Source organism: Streptomyces sp. NPDC048171, assembly GCF_043202655.1.
Taxonomy (GTDB): domain Bacteria; phylum Actinomycetota; class Actinomycetes; order Streptomycetales; family Streptomycetaceae; genus Streptomyces.
On the sequence record NZ_JBIDAU010000017.1, the window covers coordinates 98,479 to 111,804 of the forward strand.

Consider the following 13,326-nt stretch of genomic DNA (forward strand, 5'->3'; position numbering starts at 1 on the left):
TTCACGACGCTCGGCGTTCCGGGCCGGCCGCGGACGCGGGCTGCCGGCCGGTGACGGCGTTCCAGTGCCAGCCGGCGTCGAACGCGGTGACCTCGAGGTCCGTTCCGGCGGCGACGAGGTCGGCGGCCAGCGAGGTGGCGCGGGCGATGAACCCCGACACCCGGTGGGCGGCAAGCAGGTCCTGCTCGCCGAACGGGTCCCCGGCGCAGCGCAGCAGTCTGAGGTCCATGAAGCCGTCGAAGCGGCGGCCGTCGACCTCGACGGACTGCGGGGAGCGCAGCGAGAAGCGCACGTTGTTGCTGACGTGCCCGTGGTGGTGCTGGTCCGAGAAGAACGCGACGTCCGGGATGAGGGGCGGCACGAAGTGGTCGCGGGCCACCACCTCGGGCACCTGGGGCAGATTGCCGGCGACGAAGTGCCAGGAGTTGTACTGCATGCGCGAGGACATCGCCCAGGCGGCGTCGGCGAGTGCGGCTTCGGAGCCGCCGAAGTGGGCGGCGGCCGCCGGCCGCGGCACCACGCAGCAGAAGAAGTGCGTGATGTCCCAGTCGCAGATCTCCGCCCAGCTTGCGCCGCGCAGCGCGCGCACCAGGTTGGGCAGGGAGCGCATGCCGCGGCTCATCGCGAAGTCGGCACCGAAGGCGTCGGCGGTGGCGGCCACGGTCTCGTACACCAGGGACTCCAGGCCGGTGCCGAAGGCTGCGTGCGGTTGGGCGAGCCAGCCGGGCGCGGCGGCCAGTTCCCCGCCGAGTTCGGTGAGCGTGGCGCCGGCCAGCGGCAGCCTCGCGCGCAGGCGTGCGGTGACGGCGTCCTCGCGGGCCCCGGCGAGGGGCCCCGCGGGAGCGGCCACCCGTTCCACCTTGTGCATCAAGGCCCCGTGGATCTCGCGGTACAGCTGGGCGCGTCCACCCAGTTTCAGGCGTCGCTCGCGCAGCGCCACGGCGAGCCGGTCCAGGTCGGCGACGCGCCGCGAGGCCGCCGCGGGCACGGGTTCGGGCCCGGGTACGGCGTTGTAGGCGCGGCGCACCCGCTCCAGGGTGTACGCGACGTGGTCGACGCTCAGCTGGGTGCCGTTGGCCTCTTCGATCCGTCCGAAGCCGGCCGAGTGGATGAGCAGGGTCAGGCAGACGACGAGCTGGACGTCCTGGTCCGACCACAGGTCGAGGGGGAGGTCTTGCAGCGCGCTCAGCGCGCAGTCGGGGTGGCCGGGCCACAGGGTCTTGCCGGTCAGCGTGTTCTGCCCGCGGAAGTTCGTGTACTGCGTGTCCTCCTGGTGGAGGACGAACGGTGCGGTGCGCAGCGCCGCCTCCCGGGCCTGGTCGACCAGCGCGGCCCGGCCCTGGGGGCCCTGCCCGGCCAGCCACGAGCGGCAGTCGGCGACGCTGTCGGCACTGTGCTGGCGGGCGCGCTCGAGTTCGCGCCGGTAGGCGTCGAGCGCGGCGCGGTCGTAGGGCACGCGGAGCACTCCGCCGACCAGGTCGCGGGGGTCCAGGGGGCGGGCGCCGGGCGTGCGCAGGGCGATGCGGCCGTGGGTGGTGAGCCCGATCTCGCCGAGGAAGGCGGGGCGTTCGGACAGCGGGGAGGCCGATCGCGCGGGCGCTGCCGCAGGGGCCCCGGGCGGGTCGGCGGGGCTGTCACCGAGGTTGTCCGGGTCGCGCCAGCTCAGGTTGAACAGCGCGACGAGGGCCGCCTGTTCGGCACGGTTCAGGGCCCGCAGCGGGACGTCCGCGGGGACGTGTCCGTCGAGGGTGAGCAGGACGTCGAGCGCGGCTCGCGGGTCCCCGGCCTCGCTCGCCCGTCGCCACACGCGTCGCAGCAGCCCGGAGAACCCCGCGTCGGGGTCGCTCACCCGGTCCGGCTTGGCCGTGCTGCCGGCGGGGGTGCCGAGCCGGCTGGGACGGCGGCTGATCCGCTTTTTCGCGTGGGCGGCGCGGCGGGATTCGGGGCGCCCGGCGGGCTCCTTCATGCGGCCCTCGCGGCGGTGAGTTCGACGTGGTTCCACATCGCGTCGCCGGTGGGGGTCCAGTCCTCGTCGACGTAGATGCAGTCGACCGGGCACTCGAGCACGCAGGCGGGGCAGCCCGAGCACAGCTCCGGGACGATCACCACGTCGAGGCCCCGGTCGAAGATCGCGCCGAACTCCGCGGGGCAGCCGCGCAGGCAGCTGTCGCAGGTGATGCACTCGGACGCCTCGATGCGTCGCGGGGGCTTCTTCCAGTTGCCGGCGCGGGAGCGTGCGGCGATGCGATCGGCGCGCTCCGACAGCGCGGCGGACGAAGCAAGCTTCTTCACGGGATCGGCCCCCTTACGGGACTCTGCTCGGCCAGGCCGAGCCGGACGGTCCCGATCGTCACCGGGCTGCCTCGACTGCCCCCGGAGCGCGGGTGGGGACCAGCTGGAGGGCCGCGGCGTCTGCTCGAGTCGGCTGCGAGCGCGGCCCGTCCGCGCCGCCGGAGCGTTGGTGTCCTTCGTGCACGCGGACCGTCGCGTCCGCTGCGCGTCGCCCCCGCCCGCCCGCGGGCAGGCCCTCTGGCCGCCCGCCGCCCACCACGGAGGAACCCATGCCCCTGCCGCCCGCCCGCGTCGTGCGGGTCGTCGAAGGTGTGCGTACCGGTCTGCAGCGGCTGGCACGCAAGCTGGCCCCGGCACCGTTCTCGCTGCTCGAGATGGTCCAGGGCGCCATGCTCAGCCAGGCCCTCTACGCCGCCGCCCAGCTGCGCGTGGCCGAGGCGCTGAGAGACGGTCCGCTGTCCGCCGAACGGCTCGCCGAGCGCGTCGGCGCCCATCCGCAGACCCTGCAGCGGCTGATGCGGCTGCTCGCCTCGAACGGCGTGTTCGCCGAGCGCGCGGACGGCTGTTTCGAGATGTCCCCGATGGGGGCGGCGCTGCTCGAGGACGCGCCGATGTCGATGCGTGGCATCGCCGTGCTCATGGGCCACCCGATCCACTGGGAGGACTGGTCGCACTTCGTCGAGGCGGTGCGCACCGGCGAGCCGAGCCTGCCGAAGCTGCGCGGTATGACCGCCTTCGAGTTCATGGAGGCCAAGCCGGAGTACGGCGAGGTGTTCATGAAGGGCATGGGCGCGATGTCGGCCACCGAGACCGAGCCGGTTGTCGCGGCGTACGACTTCTCGCGTTTCGGCACGGTCGTCGACTTCTGCGGGGGCCGCGGTGAGCTGCTCGCGGGGATCCTGGGGAAGTCGCCGGGTGTGCGCGGCATCCTGGCCGATCCCCGGGTGGACGACAACGGTGCGGCCGGCTACCTGGCCGGGCAGGGGGTCGCCGAGCGGTGCGAGGTGGTGTCCGCCGATCTGTTCGGGCCGGTGCCCGAGGGCGGGGACGCCTATGTGCTCAAGCACATCGTGCACGACTGGCCCGAGGAGCAGGCCCTGCGCATCCTGCGCAACGTGCGGGCCGCGATGCGGCCGGGCGGACGGTTGCTGCTGATGGAGATGGTGGTGCCCGACAAGCCGAACGCCGCGCACTCCTCGAAGCTGGTCGACCTGTGGCTGATGCTGCTGGTGGGCGGCCGGGAGCGGACGGCCGGGCAGTACGGGGAACTGCTGGCGAAGGCCGGTTTCCGGCTGGAGCGGGTGGTGCAGACGCCCGCGGCGATCTCGGTGGTGGAGGCCAGTTGCCGGTAGCTCCCGCGCAGCAGTGAGGGGTGCCGCCCGCTGGTTTGGGCGGCACCCCTCACTGCACAGGTCAGTCTTTGGCGCTCTCGCCGAACCAGCGGGCGAGGGCGGTGGCGAGGCCGTCCACGGTGCCGGCGCCGGTCCACGCGACGTGTCCGTCGGGCCGGACCAGCACCGCCTGTGCGCCCGCGAACACGGCCTCGTGGTCGGCCGTGCGGGCGGTGACGGTGACGACGTCGACGCGGCCGGCCCAGGGCGCGGCGGCCTCGCGCAGGCCGGGGTCGCCGGCGAGGTCGAGCAGGACACCGTGTCCGGTGTGCAGCAGGGCGAAGGTGTCGGTGTCTGTGCCGGGTCCGGTCAGCGGCGTCTTGCCCAGGCGGCGCCCCAGGAGCGGGTGCGTGCTCCCGCCGTCGCCGGGCTCGCCGCCGTCGATGCCGTCGTAGCGGATGTCGAGGTGGGAGACGATGCCCGCGAGGTGGCGGCGGACCGTGTCGTGGCCGGTCAGCTCGGTGATGATCCGGCGCAGCGGCTCGGCCTGGTCGCCGCCGAGGAAGACCATGCCCTGGGCGCGGGTGTTCATCAGCAGGCGGCGCCCCACGGGGTGGCGCTCGGCGTGGTAGGTGTCCAGGAGGGCCTCGCCGGCGCGTGAGGTGACGACGGCGGCGAGTTTCCAGCCGAGGTTGGCGGCGTCCTGGACGCCGGTGCTCAGGCCCTGGCCGCCGGCGGGCAGGTGGATGTGCGCGGCGTCGCCGGCCAGCAGCACGCGGCCGCGTCTGTACTCGGCGGCCTGGCGGGTCGCGTCGCTGAAGAAGCTGACCCACTCGGCGCCGCCGCCGCTGATGTCCTCGCCGGTGATGTGCTCCCAGGCCTTGGCGACCTCCTCGAAGGTGACGGTGTCGTCGGCGCTGCGGGCGGCGGCGCCGTGCGGGCACACGATGATGCGGTGCACGCCCTCCTTGAGCGGGGCGGCCATCACCATGCCGTTGGGCAGGGTTTCGCCGAGGTAGCGGGGCTTGAGGTCGAGGCCGGTCACGTCGGCGAGGAACATCGCCCGGGTGGCCTCGGTCCCGGGGAAGTCGATGCCGGCGAGCTTGCGCACCGTGCTTTTGCCGCCGTCGCAGCCCACCAGGTAGGGCGCGCGCAGCTGCCGCGTGCCGTTGGCGGTGTTGACGGTGACCTCGACGTGGTCGCCGTCCAGGAAGCCGTCGGCGACGGCGAGGACCTCGTACCCGCGGCGGATCTGGGCACCGAGGTCGGTGGCCCATGCGGCGAGGACGGCCTCGGTCTGGCTCTGCGGGATGCCGCGGGCGCCGAAGTGGGCGCCCTGAAGGGCGGTGAAGTCGAACTGGACTCCGCCGAAGTGGCCGACGGGGCTGACCTCCAGGGTCTCGCCCTGCCCGAAGCGCGGGAGCAGCCCGCGCTGGTCGAAGACCTCCATCGCGCGGGCGGTGAATCCCAGGCCGCGGGACTGGCCGGTGGGCTCGGGCAGCTTGTCGAGGACGATCACTTCCGCCCCGCCCAGGCGCAGTTCGCCCGCGAGCATCAGTCCGGTCGGGCCTGCGCCTACGACGATGACGTCGGCGTCCATCGTGGTGTCCTGCATGGTCGTCAAATCCCTCTCATCATCAGTGGTCCGTGCTCGGCGGGGGGGGCGGCGAGGACGGGAGGTCTGCGGTTGGGGGACGAGGGCTCAGGCAATGCCGAACCACCGCCCGGCCGCCTCGGCGAGCCCGTTGCCGTCTCTGCCGCCCGCCCAGACGACGTGGCCGTCGGGCCGCACCAGCAGGGCCGGTGTCCGTTCGGGCGGTGAGCCGGGGGCCGGGTGCGCGGTGACCGTGTCGACACGGCCGGCCGCGGTGGCGTCGAGCCGCGGTGGCGGGGCGCCGAGCCCCAGGAGCAGCCCGCGCCCGGAGCGCAGCAGTTCGGCCGTGGTGCAGACGGTCTCGCCGACGCGCAGCCGCATGTGCGGCAGCCGCGCTCCCCGCAGTGGGTGCTCGGGTCCCCCGACGTCGTAGCGGACGTCGAGGCCGCTGATCATTGCGGCGAGAGGGGCACGCACCTCCTCGTGGGCGACGAGTTCGGCGAGGACCGTGCGCAGCCCTTCCACCTCGGGGCCGCCGAGCAGCAGCAGGGCCTGGGCCCGGATGTTGCCGAGGACGGCGGCGCCGACGGCGGCGCGTTCGGTGTCGTAGGTGTCGAGGAGAGGGGCGGGTGCGGTGCCGTCGACGGCGGCGGCGAGTTTCCAGCCGAGGTTGTAGGCGTCCTGGAGGCCGAGGTTGAGTGCCTGGCCTCCGATGGGCATCTGCCGGTGGGCGGCGTCCCCGGCGAACAGGACGCGGCCGTGCCGGTAGCGGGCCAGGATCCGGTTCTCGTCGTCGAAGTGGCCCACCCACAGCGGGGTGGCGCCGGTGATGTCCTGCCCCGTGACGCGTTTCCAGGCGGCCGCCATCTCGTCGAAGTGGGGGGCGCCGGCGCGTTCGCGGACCGCGGCACCGAACTCGTGCACCATCACGCGGGTCACGCCGGCCCGGTTGCGGGCGGCGACGGCGAGGCCGCCGGGGAGGCGTTCGAAGCGCCGGTTTTGAATGTCGACGCCCTCGACGTCGGCGCGCAGCAGCTCGCGGGCGGCCGGGGTGCCGGGGAAATCGGCGCCGGTCAGGCGGCGCACCGTGGAGTCCTGGCCGTCGCAGGCGACGAGGTGGGCGGCGCGCAGGGTGACACGGGTGCCGTGGCGGCTGGTGGCGGCCGCCTCGACGTGGGAGCCGTGGTCCCGCACGGCGTGCAGGGTGTGGCCGCATCTGAGGTCGGCGCCGAGGCCGAGGGCCCACTCCTCCAGGATGGCCTCGGTCCTGGTCTGCGGCACCTTCCACTGTCCGGGGTAGGGGCCGGGCAGGGTCAGGTCGAGGGGGATGCCGCCGAAGTGACCGCGCGGCTCGCACGGCGGGCTGCCGAGGTCCGCGAGCAGACCCCGGCTGTCCAGCAGTTCCATGGTGCGGGCATGCAGGGTGGAGGCCCTCGACTCGGTGGTCGGGCCGTGGCGCCGTTCGACGAGGGTCACCTGGATGCCGCGCAGCGCCAGTTCACCGGCGAGCAGCAGGCCGACGGGGCCCGCGCCGACGACGATCACCTGGGTGTCGAGCGTCTCGGCGGGCCCGGTGTGCGAGGGCCGGCCGTGCGGGTGCGGGGCGCCGGCCATGTCAGCGGTTCCGCTCCGCGTGGTCCTTGGCGTGGCCGAGGGTGGCGAGGCTGTTGGTGCTGAGCGCGCCGTGCACATAGGCCCGGGCATCGGCGACGGTTGCCTCGGGGCCGAGGATCCGGGCGATGTTGTCGGTGTTGAGGGTGACGGTGTGCTGGGAGCTGGCCGTGGTACCGCCCTCGGTCTCCTCGAAGGTCCACACTCCGGTGTGCAGGGTCATCAGGGCCGGCAGCGTGACCTGCTTGTAGGCGATGCGGTGGTGGCCCAGGACGACCCGGTAGGACTTCGTCGTGTGCGTGGAGCCGTCCTTGGCGCGGGTGTCCATCTCCAGTTCCTGCAGGCCCGGGGTGTCCTCGGTGAAGCGGACCCGGGCCACGTGCGGCAGCCGCTCGGGCCACAGCCCGGCCTCGTTGACGAAGGCGAAGGCGTCCTTGGCCGAGCCGTGGATCGTGACGGTGTCGGTGAAGGAGAAGGTCAGTTCCTGCGCGTCGGCGGCGTGGACGCGCTCGACGTTCTCCTTGAGCGCGGTCAGTTCGCTGGTGCTGTTCTTGTCCACGGCCCGCTCGATCCACAGCAGGTCGTGGGGGTCGTCGTCGATGGCCCGGTAGTCGTGCAGGAGCCTGACGCGTGAGGTGCCCTCGTCGAGGGGTTCGACGATCCAGGTGCCGCCCATGGCGGCGACCGGCGGTGCCGGCACCTCCTGGCGGAAGGTGATGCGCAGGGCCCCGGGGTCGAGGGTGCGGTGCGAGGTCCAGGTCTTGGGCTCGCCGTTGGCGGTGGCCCAGATGCGGATGCGTTCCTGGCCGCCGCCGCTGTCCTCGCGATCGACGTGGATGGTGGGCGGGAAGATCCGCGGCCAGTTGGTCACCTCGGCGAGGAGACGGTAGACGGCGGCGGCAGGCGCGCTGATGGTGATCTCGTGCTCGACCTCACGAGTCGTCATGACGGCTTCTCCTCGGTGGTACCGGCTGTGCGCGGGCGGCGGGAGCGCGGGCTCCCGGTGGGTGGGCGGCCTAGAAGTTGCCGAGGCCGCCGCAGACGTTGAGTGCCTGGGCGGTGATGGACGCCGCGGTGTCGCAGGCGAGGTAGCCGACGAGGCCCGCGACCTCCTGGGGCGTGGAGTAGCGGCCGAGTGGAATCTTGGCCTGGAACTTCTTGAGGATCTCGTCCTCGCTGGTGTCGTACGCCGCGGCGTAGCCCTGCCGCACCCGCTGGGCCATCGGTGTCTCGACGTATCCGGGGCAGACGGCGTTGACGGTGATGCCGGTCGGCGCGAGTTCGTTGCCGAGGGCCTTGGTGAAGCCGACGACGCCGTGCTTGGAGGCCGAGTAGGGGGCGCCCAGGACGACTCCCTGCTTGCCGGCGGTGGAGGCGATGTTGATGATCCGGCCGCGGTCCTTGGCGCGCATGCCGCCGGTGGTCAGGACCTCACGGGTCATCCGGAACACGCTGTTGAGGTTGGTGTCGATGACGTCGTTCCACAGCTCGTCGGTGATGTCCGCGGTGGGACCGCCGCCGGAGCGGCCGGCGTTGTTGACGAGCACGTCCACGGTGGCGAACGCGGCGAGGGCACCGAGCACGAACTCCTTGACGGAGGCGGCGTCGCGGACGTCGAGCTGCCGGCCGTCCACGTCGAGGCCCTCCTCGCGCAGCGCCTTGACGGTGTGGGCGACGTTGTCCGCGTCGCGCGCGCCGATGAACACCTGGTGTCCCTGCTGCGCCAGCAGCCGGGCGACCTCCAGGCCGATGCCGCTGGTCGCGCCGGTGACGAGGGCGACCCTGCGGGTGGAGTCGGACATGGGGTGCTCCCTTTCAGGCGGCCCGGGCCCCGGAGGGGGACAGCTGGGCGTTGACGATGTCGAGCAGGTCGCGCGGCGTGAGGTCGTCGCCGAGGTCGTCGTCGTCCAGGACGATGTTGTACTCGCGCTCGATGCGGCCGCCGGTCTCCAGCAGCGCGATGGACTCGTAGCCGAGGACCGCGAACGTGGTGTCCTGGATGTCTGCGTCGAGGTCGACGTTCTCGTCCGCGCCCGCGGCCTCGCGAAGGATGCGCCGGAGGTCGTCGAGGGTGAACTGGGTACTGGCCATGGGGTGCTTCCTTCGGTCTCGGGGCGGTGGCGCGCCCCAGCTGATCGTTGTGTGGTGCGCACCGGCCGGCCGGCGGCCCGCCGGTGGTGTGCCGTCCGCTCAGGCGGACGCCTCCCACCGGTAGAAGCGCCGTGCCATGGCGTCGGCCGGGGAGCGCCAGGTCGCCGGGTCGTAGGGGTCGATGAACGGTGTGAGGTCGTCGCTGATCCGCACGAAACGCGGGTCGTCCTTGGCGCCCTGGATCAGCTCGCCGCCGTTGTCCTCGTCGAAGTCCTGGAGGTGGAAGTAGAGGCCGTTGAAGGCGAACAGCTGGCGCCGCCGGGTGCCCATCCGGTGCGGCATGTCGGTCGCGTCGAACGCGGCGAACAGGTCGGCGACGTCCGCGCTCGAGCCGGGCGCCATGCGGGCCACGATCAGCGTGCTGTGCATAGTTCTCGCTCCTTGGCGGGTCCGTTGGGGTGCGCGGGGCGCGGGTGCCGGCCGGCGGCCGGCACCCGTGGGGCCGGCGCGCGCCACCCGGTGCGCGGGCCGGGTTACTCGCCTGCGGCGCGCGTGTGCACGACGCGGTAGGTGTTCGCGTCGCACGCGGTCTGCAGCTCGGCGATGCGCTCGTCGTTGGTCTGCCGCGGCTTGGGCTTGCGCGCGTGGGGCAGGTCGCGGAACGCCTCGTAGCTCTCCTTGCTGTCCCACTGGGAGTAGACGACGGCGAAGGCGCCCTCGACGAACATGGCGCGCAGCCCCTTGAAGACACTGTGCGAGCGGTAGCCGGGGACGTTCACCAGCCATTGCTGGCCCTCGCCCAGGAGCTTGACCAGCTCGGCCTGGTCGGCCTCGGCGACCCGGTGGACCTCGATGGCCGTGTAGTCGTCGCGCCCCGGCGAGACCTCGACGCGGCCGCCGGGAGCGGGGTGGGTCTGGGAGAAGACGATCTCGTTCTGCAGCAGCCGGATGGCCGTGGTGATCTCGCGGAAGACGGGCAGCGTGCGGTGCTTGAACTCGTCGCCGTCGTAACGCTTCTCCAGGTCCTCGCCGCTGCGCCACTGGATCAGGTTGGCGGTGCCGGGGGTGTCCTGCCCGGCATGCACGGTCGAGGAGATCCATCCCTCGTAGGCAGCCGCGTCGACGATCTTGCCCATCTCGGTGAGCAGCTGCTCCTGGTGCTCGGGGGTGTCGGTGGTGAACAGGTTGAGGACGGTCAGGTAGTTGTCCTCGGCGGAGATGATCGGCATGGCTTTTTCGCTTCCTCAAGATACGTGGGTGCGGTCAACAGGTCCGGTCAGGCGGCGGGGCCGAACCAGCGGGCGAGCGCGTCGGTGAGCGGCATGCCCGTGGCACCGGCGGCCGGTCCCTCACCTCCGGCGCCCACCCAGGCGATGTAGCCGTCGGGACGGACGAGCACGGCGCCCAGGCCGTAGCCGTCTTCGGCGTCCTGCACGGTGACGGTGTCCACGCGGTCGGACCAGCCCCGGCCGGCGGCACGCAGCTCCTGGCTTCCGGTGAGGTCGAGCAGCAGGCCGCGGCCCGGCTCCAGGAAGGAGAGGACGCCCTGCTTCACGCCGTCCCGGGTGACCTGCCTGTCCTCCAGGCGGCGGCCGAGCAGCGGGTGGCGGTCGCATCCGACGTCGTGGCGGATGTCGAGCCCGGTGACCATGCCCACCAGGTGGCGCTGCACCTCCTGGTGCCGCACCAGCTCGGCGAAGACCTGCCGCAGCGGCGCTGCCTCCTCGCCGCCGAGGTAAAGGGTGCGCTGGGCGAGGGTGTTGGCGAGGATGCGGGCTGCGACCGGGTGGCGCTCCAGGTGGTAGCTGTCGAGCAGCCCCTGGGGGGCCAGGCCCTTGACGTCCAGCGCGAGCTTCCAGCCGAGGTTGACGGCGTCCTGGATGCCGGCGCTCATGCCCTGGGCGCCGATCGGCAGGTGGATGTGGGCGGCGTCGCCGGCGACGAAGACGCGGCCCTTGCGGTACTGGGTGGCCTGCCGGCTGACATCGGTGGTCGAGGAGACCCACAGCGGTGTGGCGCCGCTGATGTCCTCGCCGGACAGGCGGTGGAACGCCTCGGCGACCTCGTCGAAGGTGATCGGGCCCTGGCCGGTGCGCATCGGCTGCGCGCGGTCGTAGTAGATGACGCGGCTGCGGTCCGCACCGAGCGGCAGCACCATGACCATGCCGCCGGGCACCGGCTCGCCGCTGAAGCGCGGGCGCAGCTGTACGCCGGCGATGTCGGCGAAGCGCAGTTCGACGGTGGGCGCGGTGCCCTCGAAGTCGATGCCGGCGCTGGTGCGCACGACGCTGCGGGCGCCGTCGCAGCCGACGACGTGGCGGGCGCGGAGCGTGCCGGTGCCCTCGGCGGTGGCCACGTGGACGCGGACCTCGTCGTCGTCCTGTTCGACGCCGGTGACCTCCACTGCGCGGCGCACCTCGACGCCGCGCTCCGCGATCCAGCCGGCGAGCATGCCCTCGGTGCGCGACTGGGGGATTCCGCGGGCTCCGTACGAGCCGTTCGCAAGGACCCGGTAGTCGAGCGGCACTCCACCGAAATGACCGAACGGAATGACGTCGACATCACCGAGCCGGGATATGAGTCCGCGCTGTGTGAATTCCTCGATCGTGCGCGCGGAAAAGCCGAGGGCGCGGGATTCCTTGATGGGTTCGGCAAGCCGGTCCAGGACCAGGGCGGAGACTCCATGGAGACTCAACTCGCCCGCGAGCATGAGTCCGGTGGGCCCTGCTCCTACTATGATCACGTCCGCGTCAAAGGTGTCCATCTTCCCTCTTCCGACTGGTGTTTGATGAGTATTGCCGGGCCATGGAGGAACGGTAAAGCGAGTCCGGTACAGGATTTGCGCAATCCATGACAGAACTTCGCCGGTAATGTCAGATCTCTGGCAGGGGACTGGTCCGCCCGCCGCGCCCGGCGCCATGCTCGAGCGGTGACTTCCCCTTTCTTGCCCGCCGATCCGGCCGCGGCCGCCGATTCCGCGGACGCCGCAGTGGTCGCCGAACTCGTGGGCCGTTATCTGGTGACGCTCGACGACGAGGAGCTTGACGACGCGTGGGCCCGGAGCCTGTTCACCGAGGACGCGGCCGTCACCTTCCCGATGAGCCGCCACCAGGGGTGCGCCGGACTCGCCCAGTGGCACCGCGCCTCGCTCGCGGCGTTCGCGCGCACCCAGCACCTGGGCTCGCCGGCGGTGGTGAGCGTCACCGGGGACAGCGCGGTCTTCCGCGCCAACGTGCTGACCACGCACGTGCACCACCCGGGCGGGGACCGGCCGCCGCTCTTTCGTGCGGGGACGCTCGCCTCCGGCGAGGCCCGCAGGACGGCTGCCGGGTGGCGGATCGGCGAGCTGTCGTTCCGGGTCCTGTTCACCGAGGGCGAGCCCCCCGTACGGGGCTGATCCCGCGGCTCAGATGTCCACGGCCGGGCCCTGCTGCCCGGGCGGGGTCATCGCCGTGAGCAGGCGCGGGTCCAGCATGGTGGTGACCGAGGTGTCCCCGGCCGGGTCGAGCCCGGCGTCGTGGCAGGCCGCGCTGATCAGGTAGCGGCCGAGCACCGGATGGGTGGCGAACGCCCACTCCTCGCCGAGTGCCGCGGCACCGTCGGGGGTGCGCAGGCCGCCGGGGGCGAGGCCGAAGCCGAACTCGGTGAAGGCGAGCCGCATGCCCTGCCCGAGCGCCTTGGTGTACGCCTCCTTCAGGGTCCACAGCCGCAGCACGCACGCCGCCCGGTGCTGCGCGGGCAGCGCGTCGAGTTCGGCCACCTCGGCCGGTGTGCACATCCGGCCGAGCATCAGGTCCAGGTCGAAGCGCCGGTCCGCGCACTCGGCGTCCAGTCCGATCCGGCCCATCCGGCTGATCCCGACGGCCATCAGTTCACCGGTGTGCGTCAGCGCGACCTCCACCTGGTCCAGGCCGCGCAGGTAGGGGCGGCCGCCGAGACGGTAGGCGATGTCGATGTCCTCGGGCCCGATGCCGAGCGCGGCCGCCGCGGTGTACTTGATGAGCAGCCGGGAGGCGGCGAACCGGCTGCGGACGGCGGGGTCGTTCGTGCCGGTGTAGCGGTTCCAGTCCCGCCCCAGCAGCGCCTTGAGGCGCGGCGTGGTGAGCACCGCGGGAAACCACTCGGTCCACGTCGCGTACGCCACCGTTCTCCCGCGGTCCAGGAGGTCCTCGCGTATGCGCAGCCAGGAGCTGTCCGGGCGCGGGATGTGCACGGGCGGTGCGACGGCGCGACCGTGCGCGGTGGCGGCGGCGCCCAGTGCGCTCAGACGCCGCAGGGTGCCCAGGACGCCCACGGCGTCACGGGTGTCGATGTCGTCGGTGACGCGGCCGTCGTCGCCGCGTGCGGCCACAGGCTCCCTGTGGTTCATGGTGTTCGCCTCCCAGCGTCGTCCTGCGGGCCCGGCGG

At 72.7% G+C, this 13,326-nt stretch carries 13 protein-coding genes; 2 read left to right on the forward strand and 11 right to left on the reverse strand.

Annotation, left to right across the window (positions count from 1 at the left end):
- Window position 1: 1 nt before the first annotated feature.
- Together ACGF3J_RS35785 and ACGF3J_RS35790 are read right to left on the reverse strand one after the other, a co-directional pair.
- Complete coding sequence (locus ACGF3J_RS35785; protein ID WP_161326177.1) at window positions 2-1,966, reverse strand: hypothetical protein; 1,965 nt, start codon at window positions 1,964-1,966, stop codon at window positions 2-4.
- Window positions 1,963-2,292: a 4Fe-4S dicluster domain-containing protein gene (locus ACGF3J_RS35790; RefSeq protein ID WP_161326178.1), complete on the reverse strand. Its 330-nt coding sequence runs from the start codon at window positions 2,290-2,292 to the stop codon at window positions 1,963-1,965. The genes ACGF3J_RS35785 and ACGF3J_RS35790 overlap by 4 nt, the downstream gene beginning before the upstream one ends.
- Window positions 2,293-2,561: 269 nt before the next feature.
- On the opposite strand from ACGF3J_RS35790, the gene ACGF3J_RS35795 reads away from it, so the two are divergent.
- Window positions 2,562-3,644, forward strand: coding sequence for a methyltransferase (locus ACGF3J_RS35795; protein ID WP_161326179.1), 1,083 nt, complete (start codon window positions 2,562-2,564; stop codon window positions 3,642-3,644).
- 61 nt (window positions 3,645-3,705) lie between these two features.
- Here the strand turns inward: ACGF3J_RS35795 and ACGF3J_RS35800 are convergent, their stop codons facing one another.
- The 8 genes from ACGF3J_RS35800 to ACGF3J_RS35835 form a co-directional block, all read right to left on the reverse strand.
- Window positions 3,706-5,238: an FAD-dependent monooxygenase gene (locus tag ACGF3J_RS35800; protein WP_237552270.1), complete on the reverse strand. Its 1,533-nt coding sequence runs from the start codon at window positions 5,236-5,238 to the stop codon at window positions 3,706-3,708.
- A gap of 87 nt (window positions 5,239-5,325) precedes the next feature.
- A complete protein-coding gene (locus ACGF3J_RS35805; protein ID WP_393855695.1) occupies window positions 5,326-6,831 on the reverse strand; it encodes an FAD-dependent oxidoreductase in 1,506 nt (501 codons plus the stop codon).
- 1 nt (window position 6,832) lies between these two features.
- Window positions 6,833-7,774: an aromatase/cyclase gene (locus tag ACGF3J_RS35810; RefSeq protein ID WP_393855696.1), complete on the reverse strand. Its 942-nt coding sequence runs from the start codon at window positions 7,772-7,774 to the stop codon at window positions 6,833-6,835.
- Window positions 7,775-7,844: 70 nt separating this feature from the next.
- Window positions 7,845-8,630, reverse strand: coding sequence for a 3-oxoacyl-ACP reductase FabG (gene fabG, locus ACGF3J_RS35815; RefSeq protein WP_393855697.1), 786 nt, complete (start codon window positions 8,628-8,630; stop codon window positions 7,845-7,847).
- 13 nt (window positions 8,631-8,643) lie between these two features.
- Window positions 8,644-8,919, reverse strand: a complete 276-nt coding sequence (locus ACGF3J_RS35820) for a phosphopantetheine-binding protein (protein ID WP_393855698.1) — start codon at window positions 8,917-8,919, stop codon at window positions 8,644-8,646.
- Window positions 8,920-9,018: 99 nt separating this feature from the next.
- A complete protein-coding gene (locus tag ACGF3J_RS35825; RefSeq protein ID WP_161326184.1) occupies window positions 9,019-9,348 on the reverse strand; it encodes a TcmI family type II polyketide cyclase in 330 nt (109 codons plus the stop codon).
- 104 nt (window positions 9,349-9,452) lie between these two features.
- Window positions 9,453-10,148, reverse strand: coding sequence for an antibiotic biosynthesis monooxygenase family protein (locus ACGF3J_RS35830; protein WP_393855699.1), 696 nt, complete (start codon window positions 10,146-10,148; stop codon window positions 9,453-9,455).
- 47 nt (window positions 10,149-10,195) lie between these two features.
- Window positions 10,196-11,683 (reverse strand): FAD-dependent monooxygenase, encoded by a 1,488-nt coding sequence (locus tag ACGF3J_RS35835; protein WP_393855700.1) that lies wholly within the window; start codon window positions 11,681-11,683, stop codon window positions 10,196-10,198.
- A gap of 165 nt (window positions 11,684-11,848) precedes the next feature.
- Here ACGF3J_RS35835 and ACGF3J_RS35840 point away from each other — a divergent pair, with 165 nt between their 5' ends.
- On the forward strand, window positions 11,849-12,316 hold the full coding sequence (locus ACGF3J_RS35840; RefSeq protein WP_161326187.1) for a nuclear transport factor 2 family protein: 468 nt from the start codon (window positions 11,849-11,851) through the stop codon (window positions 12,314-12,316).
- A gap of 9 nt (window positions 12,317-12,325) precedes the next feature.
- On the opposite strand, the gene ACGF3J_RS35845 is transcribed toward ACGF3J_RS35840, so the two are convergent.
- Window positions 12,326-13,288: a 4'-phosphopantetheinyl transferase superfamily protein gene (locus tag ACGF3J_RS35845; RefSeq protein WP_161326188.1), complete on the reverse strand. Its 963-nt coding sequence runs from the start codon at window positions 13,286-13,288 to the stop codon at window positions 12,326-12,328.
- Window positions 13,289-13,326 lie beyond the last annotated feature (38 nt).

Coding starts and splice junctions, on each gene's coding strand:
- ACGF3J_RS35830 (WP_393855699.1), bottom strand. CDS start 10,148: ATGCCGATCATCTCCGCCGAGGACAACTACCTGACCGTCCTCAACCTG.
- ACGF3J_RS35835 (WP_393855700.1), bottom strand. CDS start 11,683: ATGGACACCTTTGACGCGGACGTGATCATAGTAGGAGCAGGGCCCACC.
- ACGF3J_RS35810 (WP_393855696.1), bottom strand. CDS start 7,774: ATGACGACTCGTGAGGTCGAGCACGAGATCACCATCAGCGCGCCTGCC.
- ACGF3J_RS35845 (WP_161326188.1), bottom strand. CDS start 13,288: ATGAACCACAGGGAGCCTGTGGCCGCACGCGGCGACGACGGCCGCGTC.
- ACGF3J_RS35795 (WP_161326179.1), top strand. CDS start 2,562: ATGCCCCTGCCGCCCGCCCGCGTCGTGCGGGTCGTCGAAGGTGTGCGT.
- ACGF3J_RS35805 (WP_393855695.1), bottom strand. CDS start 6,831: ATGGCCGGCGCCCCGCACCCGCACGGCCGGCCCTCGCACACCGGGCCC.
- ACGF3J_RS35800 (WP_237552270.1), bottom strand. CDS start 5,238: ATGCAGGACACCACGATGGACGCCGACGTCATCGTCGTAGGCGCAGGC.
- fabG (WP_393855697.1), bottom strand. CDS start 8,630: ATGTCCGACTCCACCCGCAGGGTCGCCCTCGTCACCGGCGCGACCAGC.
- ACGF3J_RS35820 (WP_393855698.1), bottom strand. CDS start 8,919: ATGGCCAGTACCCAGTTCACCCTCGACGACCTCCGGCGCATCCTTCGC.
- ACGF3J_RS35785 (WP_161326177.1), bottom strand. CDS start 1,966: ATGAAGGAGCCCGCCGGGCGCCCCGAATCCCGCCGCGCCGCCCACGCG.
- ACGF3J_RS35825 (WP_161326184.1), bottom strand. CDS start 9,348: ATGCACAGCACGCTGATCGTGGCCCGCATGGCGCCCGGCTCGAGCGCG.